This window comes from [Clostridium] symbiosum ATCC 14940, assembly GCF_000466485.1.
Lineage (GTDB): Bacteria > Bacillota > Clostridia > Lachnospirales > Lachnospiraceae > Otoolea > Otoolea symbiosa.
The window spans coordinates 348-17,936 of sequence record NZ_KE992891.1 but is presented as its reverse complement, the minus strand read 5'-3'; the positions used below and the strand labels follow the sequence as shown (position 1 = coordinate 17,936).

The 17,589-nt window shown below is 49.0% G+C and carries 16 protein-coding genes; 3 read left to right on the top strand and 13 right to left on the bottom strand.

Annotated features, from left to right (window positions below):
* Positions 1-191: 191 nt before the first annotated feature.
* The 12 genes from CLOSYM_RS09550 to CLOSYM_RS09490 all read right to left on the bottom strand — a co-directional run bounded on the left by CLOSYM_RS09550 (position 192) and on the right by CLOSYM_RS09490 (position 12,904).
* Complete coding sequence (locus tag CLOSYM_RS09550; protein ID WP_003502666.1) at positions 192-599, bottom strand: hypothetical protein; 408 nt, start codon at positions 597-599, stop codon at positions 192-194.
* Between the two features lie 83 nt (positions 600-682).
* Positions 683-1,144: a hypothetical protein gene (locus CLOSYM_RS09545; protein ID WP_009297129.1), complete on the bottom strand. Its 462-nt coding sequence runs from the start codon at positions 1,142-1,144 to the stop codon at positions 683-685.
* 44 nt (positions 1,145-1,188) lie between these two features.
* Positions 1,189-1,680, bottom strand: coding sequence for a GNAT family N-acetyltransferase (locus CLOSYM_RS09540; protein ID WP_003502662.1), 492 nt, complete (start codon positions 1,678-1,680; stop codon positions 1,189-1,191).
* A gap of 15 nt (positions 1,681-1,695) precedes the next feature.
* Positions 1,696-2,616 carry a YcxB family protein gene (locus CLOSYM_RS09535; protein WP_021641967.1) on the bottom strand — a complete coding sequence of 307 codons (921 nt, stop codon included), beginning with the start codon at positions 2,614-2,616 and terminating at the stop codon, positions 1,696-1,698.
* Positions 2,617-2,748: 132 nt separating this feature from the next.
* Positions 2,749-3,477 carry a ComF family protein gene (locus tag CLOSYM_RS09530; RefSeq protein WP_003502655.1) on the bottom strand — a complete coding sequence of 243 codons (729 nt, stop codon included), beginning with the start codon at positions 3,475-3,477 and terminating at the stop codon, positions 2,749-2,751.
* Positions 3,474-5,777: an SF1B family DNA helicase RecD2 gene (gene recD2, locus CLOSYM_RS09525; protein ID WP_003502653.1), complete on the bottom strand. Its 2,304-nt coding sequence runs from the start codon at positions 5,775-5,777 to the stop codon at positions 3,474-3,476. Before recD2 ends, CLOSYM_RS09530 begins: the two co-directional genes overlap by 4 nt.
* Before the next feature lie 16 nt (positions 5,778-5,793).
* Positions 5,794-6,801: a rod shape-determining protein gene (gene mreB / locus CLOSYM_RS09520; protein WP_003502652.1), complete on the bottom strand. Its 1,008-nt coding sequence runs from the start codon at positions 6,799-6,801 to the stop codon at positions 5,794-5,796.
* A 408-nt stretch (positions 6,802-7,209) separates the two neighbouring features.
* Positions 7,210-7,659 (bottom strand): threonine/serine exporter family protein, encoded by a 450-nt coding sequence (locus CLOSYM_RS09515; protein ID WP_003509666.1) that lies wholly within the window; start codon positions 7,657-7,659, stop codon positions 7,210-7,212.
* On the bottom strand, positions 7,647-8,411 hold the full coding sequence (locus CLOSYM_RS09510; protein WP_202020789.1) for a threonine/serine exporter family protein: 765 nt from the start codon (positions 8,409-8,411) through the stop codon (positions 7,647-7,649). Before CLOSYM_RS09510 ends, CLOSYM_RS09515 begins: the two co-directional genes overlap by 13 nt.
* Before the next feature lie 381 nt (positions 8,412-8,792).
* A complete protein-coding gene (locus CLOSYM_RS23200) occupies positions 8,793-9,785 on the bottom strand; it encodes a hypothetical protein (RefSeq protein WP_173870385.1) in 993 nt (330 codons plus the stop codon).
* Between the two features lie 46 nt (positions 9,786-9,831).
* Positions 9,832-11,388: an ABC-F family ATP-binding cassette domain-containing protein gene (locus tag CLOSYM_RS09500; RefSeq protein ID WP_003502648.1), complete on the bottom strand. Its 1,557-nt coding sequence runs from the start codon at positions 11,386-11,388 to the stop codon at positions 9,832-9,834.
* Between the two features lie 343 nt (positions 11,389-11,731).
* A complete protein-coding gene (locus tag CLOSYM_RS09490) occupies positions 11,732-12,904 on the bottom strand; it encodes an SAM-dependent methyltransferase (protein WP_021641960.1) in 1,173 nt (390 codons plus the stop codon).
* Between the two features lie 309 nt (positions 12,905-13,213).
* On the opposite strand from CLOSYM_RS09490, the gene CLOSYM_RS09485 reads away from it, so the two are divergent.
* Positions 13,214-14,266 (top strand): putative ABC transporter permease, encoded by a 1,053-nt coding sequence (locus tag CLOSYM_RS09485; protein ID WP_009297138.1) that lies wholly within the window; start codon positions 13,214-13,216, stop codon positions 14,264-14,266.
* A 117-nt stretch (positions 14,267-14,383) separates the two neighbouring features.
* Here CLOSYM_RS09485 and CLOSYM_RS09480 read toward each other — a convergent pair whose 3' ends face one another.
* Positions 14,384-15,064 carry a YoaK family protein gene (locus CLOSYM_RS09480; protein WP_003502645.1) on the bottom strand — a complete coding sequence of 227 codons (681 nt, stop codon included), beginning with the start codon at positions 15,062-15,064 and terminating at the stop codon, positions 14,384-14,386.
* Between the two features lie 167 nt (positions 15,065-15,231).
* On the opposite strand from CLOSYM_RS09480, the gene CLOSYM_RS09475 reads away from it, so the two are divergent.
* Together CLOSYM_RS09475 and CLOSYM_RS09470 are read left to right on the top strand one after the other, a co-directional pair.
* Complete coding sequence (locus tag CLOSYM_RS09475) at positions 15,232-16,140, top strand: LysR family transcriptional regulator (RefSeq protein WP_009297141.1); 909 nt, start codon at positions 15,232-15,234, stop codon at positions 16,138-16,140.
* 94 nt (positions 16,141-16,234) lie between these two features.
* Positions 16,235-17,557, top strand: coding sequence for an FAD-dependent oxidoreductase (locus tag CLOSYM_RS09470; RefSeq protein WP_021641959.1), 1,323 nt, complete (start codon positions 16,235-16,237; stop codon positions 17,555-17,557).
* The last annotated feature ends 32 nt before the right edge of the window (positions 17,558-17,589 follow it).

The following is a 17,589-nucleotide window of genomic DNA, read 5'->3' as shown; positions in this document are numbered from 1 at the left end:
GACTCATATACCCCCCCCACCACCCCGTCCGCTGACCGTTCCGGACGCGTCCTCCACACACTTTACATTCAGCAAAAAAGAATCCCGCGAGCAGGATTCTCTTTTGCTGACAAACTATATTTTTCACATCGGGAGTTCAAGTGCAAAGCCATGAATTTCACGGATCGGCGACTTTGCCGGCGCTCTGTGCTTCAATTTTCACTGCTGTTCTCTTTTCTGATTTTCATTACCGAAAATAAATATAATCCGGACATGGCCAATGCAATCATCGAAGCCGGCGCACTCTGCGCATTCGAGATAAGCGTATTGATAACACCTGTCGCATCCAGCGCTATCATGAGAATTCCGAAAACGAACGCCGCCTTTGTCCCGGCGCCCGGCTTACAGCATTTAAGCCCCACGAAAGCGGCGATGCCGCGGAAAACCGACTCTGCAATCGCAACCGCAGCGAGTGCAATAGTCGCTCCAATCATTGATTCATACTCCGTCCCATTCAGGGAACTGCTTCCCGCCGCCAGGATGACCCCCGATATAATCGTGAGTACCGCCTGCGCCAGAATTACGATCGACGAAAACTTTAATATTGTTCGGCTGTTCAATTCCTTCTGTCCTCCATTGTCTGTAATATGAATCCGTAATCACCAGAGCATGTTTGATAATTCGTCCACGCCATCTGCACGCCCTAGTCAAAAAAACCGTCCCCCGGATGTTCTGCAACACCGTCTTCATCAATATAAATCCCATTCACCCGCTTGTCCCGCACCATGGCTCCCAGTTTATCCACATAATAAAGGTCGCCAATCCAGCTGTTTCTTGCGAGGGAACCGTCTTTGTTGAAATAATACCAGTCTTCCCGGAATTCAATCCATTCATCCGACGCCATTGCTCCCGAGCTGTGGAAATAATACTGAACATCGTCGATAACCATAGGCCCGACGGCCATATAGCCGGTATCCTTGAAATAGTACCATACCCCGTTTATCTCTTTCCAGGCCGAGGCCGGGAAACTCCCGTCATCCTCCTGAAACCACCAGCCAAATTTATCCTGTATCCAATCAGCCTGTACAGGAACAGGGCGAATCAGGACAATCATAACAGCAGTCAGAACAGAAAGTAATAACTTTCTCACCGCTCTTCCCTTCATAATTGGCCTTCACCTCCTGAATTCTGTCCGGAACCTAAATACCATTAAATGTTAAGCTGATAAAATGCCGCATCGAGCCAGCGGCCGAACTTGCGGCCGACTTCTCTCGTAATGCCGCAGAATTGGAAGCCGAACTTCTCATGCAGGCGGATACTGGCCGCATTATCGGCTGTGATTACAGAGATAATGGCATGCACCTCTCCATTCTCCTTCGCAATGCGAAGCAGCTCCTCCATCAGAGCATCGCCAATCTTCCTGCCCCTGTATTCATGATCCACATACACTGAGAGCTCCACAGTGGCCGCATAGGCATCATTATCGCGGTAAACAGAGAGGCTGGCATATCCAACGGCCCTTTTGTCCTCCTCCGCCACGATAAGCGGGAAGCGGCCGCGGTCGTGCTGCTCAAACCAGACGGTTCTCTCCTCCAGTGACCTTGGCCTGATTGAAAATGACGCGGTGCCATTTAAGACTTCATAATTGAAAATATCAACGAGGCTCTGTAAATCGCTCTTTTCTGCCCACCGTATTATCATTCTGCTCATTCCTTTTTATAAATCCGTATGATCTGCCTCAGCCGCCGTTACAATCTCCGGTTCCGGTACAGCTTCCGCCTCAGGGCCGCTTACCGCCGCTGAATCCGAAGCTGCCTCCGGCCCGGTTCCTGCATCTTTTGTCCCTGCCGCCTGCGCATCTTCTTCCTCTTCCTCTTCCTCATCTTCTGCATTTGCGGCCATCGCTGCCATAATGTGGGCCATCTTACCAATCTTGCCCATATTGCTGGTATCTACCGGCTCGATTTCCTCCGCATCCTCTTCCGAATCAGAAGCATAACCGTCCCCGCCTGCCTGTGGCGTATTCCCGCTGTACTCCGCTGAATCTTCTTCCGGCTGCTCCGGTGTTTCCTCTATTTTCTCGTACTTCTCCGGATTTTCTTTGGCATCCGCTATCTTCTCTTCCATAAACGCCATGAATTCATCCATCTCTTCCCGGCTGCCGAAAGCAGATTTTGCAACAAACTGCCATGTCTTGTCATTGGCCTCCAGAAGAAACAGCCTCTCAATCTCCAGGATACCGGAAAGCTCATTATAACGGTATTCCTTCGTCACATTCTCAGACGGTACGTTCATAACAATGCCAAACTCTCCGAGGGATAAATGCACAACCGGAAAGTTGTTGGCTTTCTCAAGCCTCTTAAGCCCGCTCTTCTTCCAAATCAGGCGTTCCTGATTGTGATGAGAGGTCGTATAAAACATCGCCGCTCCCACGATAAGCGCCATTCCCAAAGACGGTATCACCGCCGCCGGATTGCCTTTGGCCGAACTGATGCTACCGCCGACATAAATAACAACAAATGCGACATAGATAACCAGAGTGAACAGCTTCATTTTTTTCGATTCATTGCGCAGCACGTTCCAGTGTATCCAGTTTTTGTAATCGTCCTTTACCAGTTGATACTCTAATTCACGCATCTTTATAAACTCCTTTTCGTCCCTTTAATATTCGCATAGCTGAATGCATATCCGGGAAACTCGTAACAGTTCAGACAGCATAAACTGTTACGGAAACTCCTCTGTTCCCCTATTTTAATATAATATCCTACTTTATTGTCCCTGTCCAATACAAACGGCAAAAAAATAGACGTTTTTTACTCCGGCTGCTTTGAGCGCCCTGGTGCATGCCTCCGCCGTACTGCCTGTTGTATAGATATCATCGACTAAAATGACTCGTTCAAGACCGGGCGGGATTTTCTCCGCTGTAAACGCCTTCTCCAGATTCTTCAGGCGGGCAGAGGGGCCCAGCTCCTTCTGCGGTTCCGTATTCCTGCTCCGCTTCAGAATATCAGAGCAGACCGGAATTCCCGTCTTTTCCCCCAGCTTCTGCGCCAGAACCAGGGCCTGGTTAAATCCTCTGCTCCTGTATCTTTTAGGATGAACCGGGACCGGTATCAGACAGTCTGCCCTCATCGCCTCAAATTCACTGCCCAGCCGTCTAACCGCTTCGTCGGCGTAGAAATCGAGATATTCCCGTCTGTTCTTGTATTTAACAGCCGCCATGGAGGCTCCTGCCGCTTCATTATAATTGAGCAGTGCAATGCCGTATTCAAAGCTGCGCCGGTGGCGGGTGCAGTCAAAACAATACTCTTGATATTCACTCAATATTTCTTTACCGCACTTTTTACATACAGGGGATTTTACAAAAGAAAGCCTGCCCTGACAGCCGGGGCAGATAAGCTTCCCCGGGGGCATTACGATGTCTCCGCAGACAGGGCATCGTCTTGGAAAGAGGGCGTCTAAGAACAGGGACGCCGCTCGTTTATATTCCATTTTCAAATTATCAGCTCCTCAATACGGGCCTTTAAGCCCGAATAGCGCTTCTGTTCCATTGCATTATCCACCATCTGCTGGAAAACCTGCGGTATTCCTACCAGGCAGACACAGGAGCGCGCTCTCGTCACAGCCGTATAAATCAGGTTCCTTGTCATCAGCATTCTGGGTCCGCTGTATACCGGAATCACGACGGCCGGATACTCACTTCCCTGGGATTTGTGGATTGTGATGGCATAGGCCAGTTCCAGCTCTTCCAGCTGCCGGAAGCTGTAATCCACAAGCTTCCCCTCATCAAATTCCACGGTAAGGAGTTCGGCGAACAGATTAATCTCGCGTATAACTCCCGTATCGCCGTTAAACACTCCCGTTCCCTTGTCAATCGGAATTCCGTACCGGTTACAGAGCCTCCATTCGATCTGATAGTTATTCTTTATCTGCATAACCTTGTCACCCAGACGGAAAAGCGTTCCTGCCGCCTCTTTCTCCGGCTTATCCGGGGACGGAGGATTTAAAAAGTCCTGAAGAATCGTATTCAGCCGATCGACTCCCAAAGCTCCCTTCCGCATAGGTGTCATAATCTGGATATCAAACACATCCGCATTGACATAGGCCGGCAGTTTTTCTTTCACCAGCGTAATCATTGCATTGATGATGGAATTCGGCTCTTCGCGCCGGATAAACAAAAAATCCCTGCTCCTCTTTGCGAGATCCACTTTTTCTCCGGCATTGATTTTATGGGCGTTGACTATAATATCGCTCTGCGCTGCCTGCCGGAATATCCTTGTCAGCTTTACCACATGAAAACACTCTGAGTCAATCATATCCCTCAGCACATTGCCCGGGCCTACGCTCGGAAGCTGATCCACATCGCCCACCAGAATCAGCCTCGTCCCTACATTCACCGCTTTTAAGAGAGCATGTAACAGATGGATATCAACCATGGACATCTCATCAATAATAATCACATCGGCATCCAGCGGATTTTCCTCGTTACGCTCAAAATGCATTCCTGAGTTCTGGTTCTTTTCATTCGGTTCCGGCATTCCGCTCAGCTCCAGAAGGCGGTGGATTGTCCTGGCCTCGTATCCGGTGGCCTCCGTCATACGCTTAGCCGCCCTGCCCGTCGGCGCAGCCAGAAGAATCTCCATATCTCCCATCTCAAAGTACCGGATAATTGTGTTAATGGTCGTCGTCTTTCCGGTACCGGGCCCTCCCGTGATGATAAGAAGCCCGCAGTTGACCGCTTCAATTACAGCCTGTATCTGCAGTTCATCCAGCTCTATCTTCTCCTGCTCCTGAATCTGCGCCAGGCTTTTCCGGATCTGTTCCTCCGGCTCTGAGCCGGTGATATTTAAATCATGGAGCATCTTTGCCGCATTCAGTTCCGTATAGTAGTATTGGGCCGCATAGACGCCCCGCCGGATAAGCGGTTCATCCCCTCCGGCAGCATCCGGAACCGGCAGTCCGCCGCCATTTACTCCCTGTCCGGCAGCATCCAGATTCTTGACGACAAGACGTTTGTCCATCTGCATGTCCATCAGGTGCTTTTCAATCGCCTCAGGCTCCACCTTCAGAAGCTCCGAGGCCTGCGCCTCCAGTTCTTCCTCCGGCAGATATGTATGGCCGTTTGCCGAGGCCTGTAGAAGTGTATACAAAATACCGCTTTTAATACGAAAGTCAGAATCCGTAAAGATTCCGACTTTTGATGCAATTTCATCGGCCATCTTAAAACCGACACCCGGTATATCGTCCGCCAGCTTATACGGATTCGTTTTAATCACATTGTACATGGCCGGTCCGTATTCCTGGTAGATTTTCACGGAGAGATTCATGGAAATGCCGTAATTTTGCAGGAACATCATCGCCTGGCGCATGTCCTTTTTCTCCCCGACCTGCTCCCCGATTGCCATCGCCATCTTCTCGCTGATTCCTTTAATCTCGGCCAGCCGTTCCGGCTCTTCCTCCATAATCCTGAATGTATCCGTCTTGAATTTTTTCACTATCCTTGTAGCCAAAGCAGCCCCGATGCCTTTGATGGCACCGGAGCCTAAATATCGTTCCATGGAGACAGTGTCTTCCGGCTCTTTAAGCTCATAGCTCTCCACCGCAAGCTGCTCCCCGTAAATCGGATGTTCGGTCATGCGGCCTGCCGCTTCCACCAGTTCCCCTTCCGAAATATAAGAGAAATTGCCGACCAGAATATATTCTTCCCCGTCGTCGGCGCCGGTAACGCTTAAAACCGAATAACCGTTGTCTTCATTACGGTATTTAATTTTCTCAACATAGCCTTTTACTGCTGCCATAGATTCATCCCAAATATTAGTCGTAATTCTTTGGTGACAGTTCCCCGTGGGCAAATTCGATAAACTTGCCGGTGCCGATTGCCACTGCCGTCAGCGGGTCTTCTGCAATCATTGTGGTAATGCCGGTCTTCTCTTCAATCAGCGCGTCCAGTCCGCTTAAGAGGGAACCTCCCCCCGTCAGGACGATACCGCGGTCGAAGATATCGGCGGCAAGCTCCGGAGGCGTTCTTTCAAGTACATTGTGGACGGCATCAACAATCTGCATCGCAGGCTCTCTCAGCGCTTCCAGCGTCTCATCGGAAGTAACCACAATCGTCTTTGGAAGACCCGTCACCAGGTTACGTCCGCGCACTTCCATCGTGATTACCTCCGGCCTTCTGTATGCAGCGCCGATATTAATCTTAATCTCCTCCGCCGTTCTCTCACCAATCAGCAGATTATGTTTTTTACGCATATAACGTACCAGCGCTTCATCAAAATCATCGCCGGCCACTTTAATCGATGTACTTACTACCGTGCCTCCCAGGGAGATAACCGCAATATCGGCCGTACCTCCTCCGATATCTACAATCATGTTACCGCATGCCTTGGCAATATCAATCCCGGCTCCAATGGCAGCCGCTACAGGCTCTTCAATAATGGAAACCTCTCTGGCTCCCGCCTGCAGAGTCGCATCTTCAACGGCCTTTCTCTCCACCTCGGTGGCACCGCTTGGGATGCAGACGCTGATTCTCGGTTTCCTGAGCGTCTTCTTGCCAACTGCTTTATTAATAAAATACTTCAGCATCTTCTCTGTCACTGTATAATCGGAGATAACACCCTGGCGCAGCGGACGTACCGCCACAATGTTGCCCGGAGTTCTTCCGATCATAAGACGCGCTTCTTCGCCAATGGCCATAATCTTGTTTGTATCACGGTCAATGGCTACGACCGACGGTTCTTTTAAGACTACGCCTTTACCCTTAATATATACAAGGATACTGGCTGTGCCAAGATCGATACCAATGTCGTTGGACATCATCATACTTGTTTTTCCTCCTGATCTGTATTCTATCCTTTTATCATTCTTAATTTCGTGCATCAAAAACAAAAATAGCGCCCCATATCATTCAGGCAGACTATACCGATTACTATTATATACAATTTCGTTCTGTTTTCAAAGGGTTTTTTATTTTTTTATTATGTTTATGCTTTTTTTATGTACGGTACATACTTCTGTCACAAATACCCCCTATAATACAAGTATGTTATCCGAAAGGATGACAGGCCTTTGTTTCAAGTATTGCTTGAAATAATAAAGCTTTTTCATACTCATACCGGACGGCGAAAGTCGTCCGGCCCCCCTAAGCAATTATCCGCTTCGAGTCCGTCGGAGCGTTTTTTTTGCGATAACCCTCACATTTCACGTCATAGCCGATCTTTTACTTATCATTCATTTCTTCACCGCCCACCAGAACCATCCCTGCGGCAGTTCAAATATAACGACAATTCCCAAAACGATTGCAATCGCAACCTTCACCGCCTCATATCCGGTATAGACGGCCAGTCTGAGCTGCTCCGTAATCAGATAATACACGGTCCAATAGATTCCGGCGCCCGGAACAAGGGGAAAGATGCCCGATATAAGAAAAATAGTGGCCGGACACTTCTGTCTCACTGCCGCAGCCCTGGAAAGGAAAATTACAACCATTGTAGCTGTAAAAGCGGCCGATGCGGGACTCCACATGGGCGACATCTGTGAATAGACAGCCCAGCCTGCCCCTCCGATGATACCGCACCACGGATAATAGGTACGCGGCACTCCAAAGAGCAGGGAAAAGGCGACGGTTCCCACCATTGCGGCACAGATTTGTAAAACCAGTTCCAGAATTATTCCATCCATCCCACCAGACCTCCCGTTCCCCACCGGATGACGGAGAATCCCACTCCTACACCGATGGCAATACAAAAGAAAATCAGCAGGGCATCCAGCATCCGTACCGAACCGGAAATGTAGTCACCGTCCGCAATATCTCTTATGGCATTTGTAAACGGCACTCCGGGTACCAATGGCATAATGGAGCCTATTACCATGTAATTCAAATGCTCTCCCGCCCCCGAAAGATACATCAGGCTGCAAATAATGGTAACCAGGGAGCCTCCTGATATATTTCCGATAATTTTTGAAAAATGAGGGCCGCTCACATACAGGATGTAGGCATACAGCGCAACCCCTGCTGCAAATGCCGCCGCACTGTCTCCCGCGCTTCCGCCAAACAGATAGCAAAAGGCAGCGCTGCCGCAGCCCGACGCCAAAATCTGCATCGTTTTTGTCTTTCCGGGCATCTGTCTGATTGCGTTTAAGCGTTCTGCCGCCTCCGCAGGCGAATACCGTCCCTCCTCAATTTCTCTGGAAAGCTGATTTACAGCGGCCACCCGGTTCAGGTGGGTGCCGCTCACCGGGATATGTTCCACTTTTGCAAAAAAGGATTCCTTACTGCTCCCTGCTGTTGCAAAAATTCCATTTGACAGCACAAAGGTACTGCCTGACTCCACCCCGTAATATCGGAAAATCCGCTCCATCGTTTCTTCCACCCTGGAAATCTCAGCTCCGTTTTCCAAAAGCAGATGTCCGGCCTGGATTGCCGCTTCCATAACCTCCTTCTCCCTGTTCTCCTCCACTTTTTTCTTCTCCTTTCTTCCCCTCACAACTGTAATTTCCCATTTTCCGGGTCATAGCACAGGTTACTGCTGCCGGTCAATCATCCCTGTGATACAGCGCATTTCAAAACATTGCCGAATAGTTTATTCTTTTTCAATAATTTTTAGGTTTTTTTTATGGAATGTCCATACTTTCAACATAATTTACTGGCATAATAAATATATGAAAGTTATTAAACTTTTTCATACTCAACCGAACGGGCAACACCGTTCGGCCCCCCTTAAGCCAATTTCTTTTTTATATATACCTACCATTCCCAATTAAGAAAAGCAGACCTCCATCGGGTAACACCGATGGAGGTTCTGCTTTTTGGCTTATTCCGGTGCGCATTCGGACTTTGCATAATTTTCATCTCTTAAATTGGCCTCTACCCAGACGAAGTAATTATCATCATAGAGGTAGCCGTATACATTCCAGTCATCTCCCCACACCCAAAGCTCGTCATTATAATCTTCCGGATCTGAATAAGGGAGAAGGCGTACCTGCGCCTCCAGTTCCTCCAAAATCACACTTTTTACGGAATCTGAATCATCCATCACCTCCGCCATCTTTAAAACAGCATCACAGACAAATTCAATGTCACTGTCGGTCACGTAAAAATAATGCACCTGCCCCGTAGCCGTATCATAATTGACTTCCGTTATACAGGCGCTGTCCGTACCGGCGCTGCCGATAAAGTAGCTGGTCCCGGAAGCATAGCAGGTTTCTTCCCTGCCGTCGCCGTATATATATTTCCAGTTATCGGTAAAATTCTCCGATACCACCGGTGTTTCATAGCCGGCCAGAAACTCTTCCATTGCTTTTTTGGCAGTTTCGGCCGTAAGGCCGGAATGCAGATACCAGCCGCAGGCTGTCCCGGCTGATTTTGCCTCCTCTTCGCTGATTTCGATCTCCTGATACTGCCCGATATCCCCGTCCTCCCACAGTTCTTCCTGCGTAAGCCACTCCTCCCGGAAAAATATGTCCCCTGAAATCCCCTGACCCGTCATGTTTATTTTTACGGATATCCATACAAACAGACAGAAGGCGGCGGCTATGGTTGTCATGACTACCGACACGGGGAGGGGATTCTTTTTGGAAGAGGGCTGGTAAAGAGGACCGGGCCGTGATTTTTTGACGACCGGCGGCGGTTCCTTCGGTGTCCTGGCCTCATCTGCGTCATAAAAAGCGGGTTTGCTGCGCCTGCTTTCATTCAGGTTGAAATTTCGGTTCTCATATCTGGGCTCCCACACGATTTTCTTACAAATCCGGCAGTAGTTACCGGACAGAAGCTCCGAGTCGCAGACGGGACAAATTTTCTTTTTCATCCTTCCTCTCCTTTGCAGCAAAGCACAGGAAAGCTCCTGCATCCTTTTACTGTATTTTCAGGCTCCACTCACTGCAGTCCCATACCCTGGTCGCAAAATTCTCGTAGAAATCCGGTTCGTGGCAGATCAGAACAATATTACCCTTGTATTCCGTCAGGGCGCGTTTCAGCTCTTCTTTAGCCTCCACATCCAGATGGTTCGTCGGCTCGTCAAGAAGCAGAAGGTTTGTCTCCCTGTTAATCAGTTTACATAACCTTACCTTCGCCTGCTCCCCTCCGCTCAGCACCCTCACCTGGCTTTCGATATGTTTCGTAGTCAGGCCGCATTTCGCCAGGGCGGAACGGACCTGGTACTGGGTATATCCGGGAAACTCCTTCCAAATCTCCTCAATACAGGTCGTGGTATTTCCCGGGGCCATCTCCTGCTCAAAATATCCGATACAGAGATAATCCCCCAATGTGACCTTGCCCTCTAAGGACGGTATCAGGCCGAGTATGCTCTTTAACAGTGTCGTCTTGCCGATTCCGTTGGCGCCTGTCAGAACAATCTTCTCCCCCCGCTCCATATATAAATCAAGAGGTTTTGAAAGCGGTTCATCATATCCAATCACCAGGCCCTCCGTCTCAAAGATACACTTTCCGGCTGTCCTGGCCTCCTGGAAATGGAACTCCGGCTTCGGCTTTTCCCTGGCCAGCTCAATCACGTCCATCTTGTCCAGCTTTTTCTGGCGCGACATCGCCATATTTCTGGTCGCCACCCTGGCCTTGTTTCTGGCAACGAAATCCTGAAGCTGGGAAATCTCCTGCTGCTGTTTCTTGTAGGCAGCCTCCAGCTGGGATTTTTTCACCTCATATACTTCCTGGAATTTGTCATAATCCCCGACATACCGGTCGAGGCGCTGATTCTCCATATGGTAAATAATATTGATTACACTGTTTAAGAACGGAATGTCATGGGAAATCAGAATAAACGCGTTCTCATACTCCTGGAGGTAGCGTTTCAGCCATTCAATATGCTGCACGTCCAGATAGTTGGTAGGCTCATCCAAAAGCAGGATATCCGGCTTCTCAAGAAGGAGCTTTCCTAACAGAACCTTGGTTCTCTGGCCTCCGCTCAGATCCGTGACATCCTTGTCAAGTCCAATGTCAGCAAGGCCCAGGGCGCGCCCGACTTCCTCCACCTTCGCATCAATCGTATAGAAATCATGGTTCATCAGAAGATCCTGGATCGTTCCCAGTTCTTCCATCATCGCATTCATCTCATCCTCCGGTGCATCCCCCAGATGATCGCAGATGGCATTCATCTGCTCCTCCAGTTCAAACAGGAATGCAAATGCACTCTTTAATACGTCCCGGATTGTCATCCCTTTTTCCAGAACCGTGTGCTGATCCAGATAACCGATGCGTACCCGTTTCGCCCACTCCACTTTCCCCTCATCCGGCTGCAGCTTGCCGGTTATAATGTTCATGAATGTGGACTTTCCCTCCCCATTAGCACCGATCAGTCCGATATGCTCCCCTTTCAGCAGACGGAAGGACACATTCTGAAAAATGGCCCTGTCGCCAAAGCCATGGCTTAAATTTTCTACGTTTAAAATACTCATTGTAAAATATCTCCTTGATTACTTCTATACACAGCCGTTTTTTCCATTAAATGCAGTGCCGGCCTGCGTTTTATCTTTAAAATTATTTCCAACATCATTCTACATGACAAATCGGACTGTGGCAAGTAAAAGCAGATTTATATCGGGGAATGGGGGATAAGATGGTGAGGACGACGCCGGGACGGCCGGCGGACGGGATGGTGGGATGGTTTTATGAGTCTTTCGTCCCGGGGGAAGATTGCCGCGGTGTGGGGCGGAGGGGAAGACTCCGCCAGCTTCCTCACCAAACCGACATGGTCCGTTCCGGACGCGTCCTCCGGGCCTCAGTTAAATCTCCAACATCCTAATACCATCTCACCATAGACAGCTCATTATTTACGCCTTTTGACACCAGAATCTGGTGCAGATCAATAATCCCGTTATGAAATGTCGCAGCACAGGAGCAGAGGTACAGCTCCCACATCCTGGCAAACTTTTCATCGAACATCTCCTTTACCTCATCGATATGCTCCCGGTAATTCTGTTCCCAGCAGCGCAGGGTTTTATTATAATGAAGGCGCAGATTTTCCACATCCAGCGTGTGAAAATTGTCCTCAGACAGGCAGTAGAGCATTTCCCGCAGGCTTGGTACAACACCGCCCGGAAAAATGTATTTTTTTATCCAGGGATCTCCCGGATATTCTTTCAGTCCGCTGATAAAGTGGAGAAGGAACAGGCCGCCCGGCTTTAATACGCTGTTCACGCAGTCTGTGAAAAGCTGGTAATTGCCTCTGCCCACATGTTCCACCATTCCCACGCTGACCGCCCGGTCGAAGGTCAGGCCGGTCTCAGGCAGTTCCCGGTAGTCTAAAAGCTTTACGGTCAGCAGATCCTCCAGGCCTTCCTCCCTGATTCTCCGGGAAAATTCCCGGTACTGCTCTTCGCTGAGTGTAATCCCGGTTCCTTTCACACGGTATTTCTTTGCCGCCCGGATCAGCAGGTAGCCCCACCCGCAGCCAATATCAACAAGACTCATGCCCTCCTTCAGGCAAAGCTTGCTCAGGATATAATCCACTTTATTCTCCTGAGCCTGTCTCAGGGAATCATTTTCATTCCTGAAATATCCGCAGGAATAACTCATCGTCTCATCCAGCCACAATTTATAGAAATCGTTGCCGATGTCATAATGGCTCGTCACCTCTGTCTTCTGGTTTTTCTTCGACAGCGTCGGATAAAGCAATTTTTTCAATCCTTTTCTGTCGGTGGAAAATTTGCCCATCTGACCCAGGAACTGATCCAGCGCGTGATAGAGATCTCCTTCGATATCGAGCTTCCCTTCCATGTACGCCTCTCCGAGAGCCAGAGACGTGCTGGATGCAAGATTTGTGAGGGGAATCGGATGTTTGATGCGCACTGTAAATTCCGGCGCTCCCTCCCCTATGTTAAATTCCTTTCCATCCATCGTTATCTGAAACGGATGCTCTGCAAAACGTTTCATAAAATTTATCATTACATTTTCTTCAAGTTCCCTGACCATAATATAGCCCGCCTTTCTTTCCTGTTCCTTTTTCTTACAGTTTTTCCAGGTAAAAAATTTTTATTCGCAAGCGGCGTTTTCGCTGTTTTTTGCCGTTTCTGTGCATCATTTGTTACGGTTTAGCCGAAGGCTGAACTGTAACGAATATTTTAAGAAGTTCCCCCCTTGAATTTATGGCAGAAATTATATATGATAGAACAAATTCTTTGCTTTGTCATCTTATGACATAAATCTTCATTTTTTACGCGCAGAATTTATCTGCGCCAGTAAAAATGCCCGCCAAACCGGGCTGAAACCGAGGGAGAAATTATGTATACTTACAACTGGTACCAATGGCTGGCCTTCTTCTATATATATTGTTTTTTTGGCTGGATTTTCGAATCAACTTATGTATCATTGAAACAAAAACATTTTGTAAACCGGGGGTTTCTGCGTCTCCCCATGCTGCCGCTTTATGGCTCCGGGGCCGTGATGATGCTGTGGGTTTCCCTGCCTGTCAAAAATAATCTGTTTCTTGTGTATATCTCGGGCGTAATCGCGGCTACTGCCCTTGAATACGTGACAGGCTATGTGATGGAGCAGCTTTTCAAAGTCCGTTACTGGGATTACAGCAGCCAGAAATTCCAGGTACACGGATACATCTGCCTCTCCTCCTCGATTGCCTGGGGATTTCTTACCATCCTGATGACGGAGATTATACATGAACCTGTGGCAGGTGTTGTGCTGAACTTTAATCAGAATATACTCCTCTTCTGTGTCTTTATCGTATCAATCCTGTTTACGGCCGACGCGTACGAATCCGTCAAAGAGGCTCTGGCTCTCGGCAAGTCCCTGGAGGCCATGACAAAACTAAAGGAAGAGATGGAAGATTTACAGTCCCGTATTTCCGCTCTGAAGGAGGAAGCGGCGGAACACGTCTCTGCCGTCAAAGAGGGGACGGCAGAGCGGATTGTCAACTCGCTCCTTGGAACTGCCGAACTGTTAGCCAATGCAAAAGAGGAGACAGCGGAACGGCTGGCTGCTGCCAAAGAAGGTACGGCGGAAAAACTGGCAGCCGCCAAAGAAGGTACGGCGGAAAGACTGGCAGCCGCCAAAGAAGGTACCTCAGAGAGACTGGCAGCCGCTAAGGAAGGAACCTCCGAGCGGATCGCTGCCGTCCGCGAAAGTACGCGTGAGAAGCTGGCTATGCTCACGGGTCAGCTTGATGAAATTATGGATAAACGCCATAAACTGCTGTCTGAAAATAAATTCCGGCATTTCTACCGCAGGAGCCTGCTCAGAGGCAACCCGGGAGCCGTCTCCACCAGATTCTCTGCTGCTCTTAAAGAGTTGAAGGAACAGCTTGAGGAACTGAATCATTAGAATTTATAAAGGTGAGGGCGGCGCCGGGACGTCCAATGTATTGAGCGGAATTAAGGCCGGAAGAATATTACCGGTTTTAGTTCCGCTCAATTTGCTGTGATATTTAAATTTTCAGTCTCATCTGTCCGGAGCGGAGCAGGTGCGGTGTGCGACAACCTTCGCCTGAGTCTTCCTGGCGACGTCCACTTCCACCAGCGTAAGAGCAAGACCCAGCGGAATCAGGCATGACCATATTCCGGCAACCTGCCACTCATTTACCGCAAAAAAGCCTCCCAGCACTCCGATTTGAAATGACATAAGTGTAATACCGTAAAATCCGGCCTTTTCTTTCTGTTTTGCATCCTTCGTCTGTATATAGTCGGCAATGGACAGAACCATCTGTTTCAGGTTGTTTGTTGAAAAGGTGGTGGCGCTGCTGTATCCCCTGGCTCCGGCAAAAACGCCCCACTGGAATGCCGTAATTGCAAAAATAGGGTAAAGCGCCAATATATTGTTCATATCCTCCGGCAGAAAACCGGCCAGAACAATGCCTGTAATTTCTACCCAGATACAGATTCGCCTCATATCTCCTTTTACATATTTTGGCAGCAGGTATGCCGCGATCATGGAGATAATAAAAATAATCAGCGCAATGATTCGGATGACCATCTCCTGCCAGCTACCGCCAAACCATCCTGTGGCCAGGTAAATCAGATTACCCGTCTGTGCCGAGCCAAAGTTCCCGCCTCGCAGCAGAATGGTATATACGCCTAAAAAGCCTCCTATATATGACATAATATAATGTAATGCAGTTTCCATTTTACCTTTCCTTATCAAGAATAATTAATGGCTACTGTTCACAGCCCTGCCAAAAAACGCAGTTCTATAAGCAGTAACAATTATTGTTTTTATTATAATACCACATTGACGAATTTATTTAAAATACATATAATATAGCTATTATCATATAGAAAAGGTATCGTAAAATGGAACTTAGAACGTTAAAATACTTTCTTACCGTTGCTTCGGAACTTAATATTACAAAGGCAGCGCGCAAGCTGAACATCTCCCAGCCGCCGCTGAGCCGTCAGCTAAGCCTTCTGGAGGAAGAGCTTGGGGTGCAGCTTTTCGTCCGCGGGAAGCGCAGGATCCAACTGACCGAAGAAGGAAAATATCTGGCGCAGCAGGCGGAGCATATCCTGAATCTGGCGGAACACACCGCGCAGCAATTGGAGGAAATGAAACAGCAGACCGTAAAGGGGACTCTGCTGCTAGGCGTCACCGAGACATGCAGCGCCAGCGTACTTCCGGCCATTCTGCCCGATTTTAAGACTTTCTACCCCCAGATCAGCTATGATATCTGGTGCGGCAACAGCAATGACGTCTGCCGGCGCATTAAAGAGGGAATCACTGATATCGGCATCATACGGGCCCCTCTAGATGAGCAGAATTTTGAAACCGTGTTTTTGAAAACAGAAACATGGATTGCAATCGTCAGCAGACAGCATCCTCTGGCCGGGCAGACCGGCGTCTCCCTGGAACGGCTGAGCCGGGAACCGCTGTTCATCCCTTCCCGCCAGCCGCTCCAAAGTGAGATTCTGAACTGGTTCAGTTCGGCCTCCGAAAGCTATCAGATTTTCGCCCTGTACAACCAGCTTGCCGGGATTATCCCTCTAATCGCACAAAATACAGGAGTAGCCATCTGCCCGGAATCAGTCAAGCTGTATACGGACGACCGGCGCCTGGCCTATCTGAAAATCACTGAACCTGAACCGACGTCCCATCTCTATATGATTTGCGGGCGCAACCGGCTCCTATCCGCCGGGGCAAAAGCCTTCTGGAATTACGTAAAACTGTCCTTTGACACAACGGCTCCGTCTTCAGAAAACCGGTAAAAGGTCCTTTCCGGAATTGCATTGGAATAAATGGATATAATAAACTTTATTTCAATCCTTTATTTCAATCAATTTTCAGGAAGGCCGGTACAATATGAAAAAGAATACTTGCGAAGAACCAATATCGGTATGGAGCGACACCACCACTCCATTAAAATTTGACACTTTAAAAAGAGATATAAAAACAGAAGTCCTGATCATAGGCGGCGGTCTGGCCGGTGTACTTTGCGCCTATATGCTGGGACAGGCCGGTGTTGATTATGTGCTGGCCGAAGCGGATACTGTCTGCAGCGGAATTACAAAAAATACCACCGCGAAAATCACCTCCCAGCATGGGCTGATATATCATAAGCTCATCAGGCAGTTCGGAACTGAAAAAGCAGCGCTGTACCTTCACAGTAATCAGGAAGCGCTGGAAAAATACGTGCAGCTTTGTGAGGGAATCGATTGTGATTTTGAGAAAAAAGACGCCTATGTGTATTCCCGTGATTCAAAACAGGAGCTTCTCGACGAACTGGATGCACTGCAAAAACTGAATTTTCCGGCAGACTTGGCAGAGGAACTCCCGCTTCCTTTCCCCACGGCCGGAGCAGTCAGATTTCCGGATCAGGCCCAGTTCCATCCCCTTAAATTCGTACGCGCAATCGCCGGGGATTTGAATATTTACGAACACACCAGGGTCAGGGAACTGGCAGGATGTGAGGCGCGCACGGATACAGGGATTATCCGGGCGGAAAAAATAATTGTGGCAACGCATTTCCCCTTTATTAATAAGCACGGCAGTTATTTCTTAAAAATGTATCAGCACCGTTCCTATGTGACTGCACTTGAAAATGCACCGGATTTGAACGGCATGTATGTCGACCAGGCACAGGACGGAATGTCCTTTCGCAATTATAACGGCCTGCTGCTGCTCGGGGGCGGAGGGCACCGCACCGGAAAAACGGGAGGCAACTGGCAGGAACTGAACCGGTTTGCGGCTCAGTACTATCCCAAAGCGGCCCAGCGCTGCCGCTGGGCCACCCAGGACTGCATGACTCTGGACAGCGTTCCCTATATCGGCAATTACTCTAAAAGCACGCCAAATCTCTATGTGGCAACAGGCTTTAACAAATGGGGCATAACCTCCTCCATGGTCAGTGCCATGCTGCTTGCCGGCCTGGTGAAGGGAGAAGAAAATCCGTATGCCGCAGTATATTCACCTTCGAGAAGCATACTCAGGCCACAGTTAGCGGTCAATGCCCTGGGAGCCGCAGTGAATCTTCTGACTATCTCAACTCCACGCTGTCCCCATATGGGATGCGCACTTAAATGGAATAAGACGGAACATTCGTGGGATTGTCCCTGCCACGGCTCCCGCTTTGACGGGGACGGACATCTGATAGACAATCCGGCCACCGGAGATTTAGTTAAGTAGGTGAGGACGCCGCCGGTACGGCCGGCGGACGG